Annotated in this window: 1 protein-coding gene; it reads left to right on the top strand. The window is 67.8% G+C overall.

Annotated features, from left to right (window positions below):
* Nucleotides 1-60 precede the first annotated feature (60 nt).
* Entirely contained in the window at nt 61-1089 is a 1029-nt protein-coding gene (locus tag ACFY04_RS43710) for an IS630 family transposase (protein ID WP_389126650.1), read from the top strand.
* Nucleotides 1090-1114 lie beyond the last annotated feature (25 nt).

Genomic DNA, 1114 nt, shown 5'->3' with positions numbered 1-1114 from the left:
TATTGAGCCGAAACTCCTCGGTTGCCTGGTCGTTGGTCGGGTGTGATCGAGAGTGGGGATATGCGCCGGCTGTCGCCGGATGCGCAGGAGGATCTTCGGCTGCGGGTGGTTGCGGCGCTGGAGTCGGGGCGGGTAGTGACATACGGCCGGGCCGCGGAGATGTTCGGTGTCTCCGAAAGGTCGGTGGGCACCTGGTGGCGGGCCTTCAAGGCCGGTGGCAGGCTGGCGCTGCTGGCGGCCGAGCGTGAATCGCGGTCGGGGAAAGGCGAGTTACTCGATGACTCCGCACGCGGTGCGGTGTTGCAGGCGATGCTCGACTACACACCGGCCGACCTGGGGCAGAGCGGGGTGATGTGGACCCGTGCCTCGACGAGGGCCTTGATCCGCCTGGTGTGCGGGGTGTCGATGACGGAACAGGGGGTGGGTAAATGGCTGCGCCGGCACGGCTTCACCCCGCAGCGTCCCGCCCGTCGCTCCTACCGGCAGCAGGACGAACAGGTGCGGGCCTGGCTGGAGGAGGAGTACCCGGCGATCGCCGCGCGGGCCAAGCTGGAGAAAGCCGAGCTGGTCTGGGCCGATCAGTGCGGCCTGCGGTCCGACACGGCGCCGCCCGGACGCTCCTGGGCCCCGGCCGGGCACACCCCGATCGTGCGGGTCAACGGCCGACGCTTCAAAGTCAACATCATGTCGGCCGTCGCTTCGCGGGGCGCGCTGTGGTTCACCGTCTTCCCGGAGAAGTTCACCGCGAATGTGTTCTGCGCCTTCCTCGACCGTCTCGCCCGACAGGCCCGTCGGAAGGTGTACGTCATCGTCGACCGGCACCCGGTCCACCGCAGCAAGGCTGTGAAGCGGTGGCTCGCCGAGAACGCCGAGCGTATCGAGCTGCACCTGATGCCCGGCTACAGCCCCGAACTCAACCCCGACGAGCTACTGAACGCCGACCTGAAACACCACGTCCACGCGGCCCGCGCCACATCGACTGACGACCTTGCCCGCGAGACCCGGCGCTTCCTCCACCGCCGGCAGCGGCAACCCCACATCGTGACCGGCTACTTCCACGGCCGGCACGTCCGCTACACGATCCAATAGGAAACCCATCAGTTTCGGCTCAATA

The sequence above is a fragment of the Streptomyces sp. NPDC001549 genome, assembly GCF_042894025.1.
Taxonomy (GTDB): Bacteria; Actinomycetota; Actinomycetes; order Streptomycetales; family Streptomycetaceae; genus Streptomyces; species Streptomyces kutzneri.
This window is presented reverse-complemented; position numbering and strand designations above follow the sequence as displayed.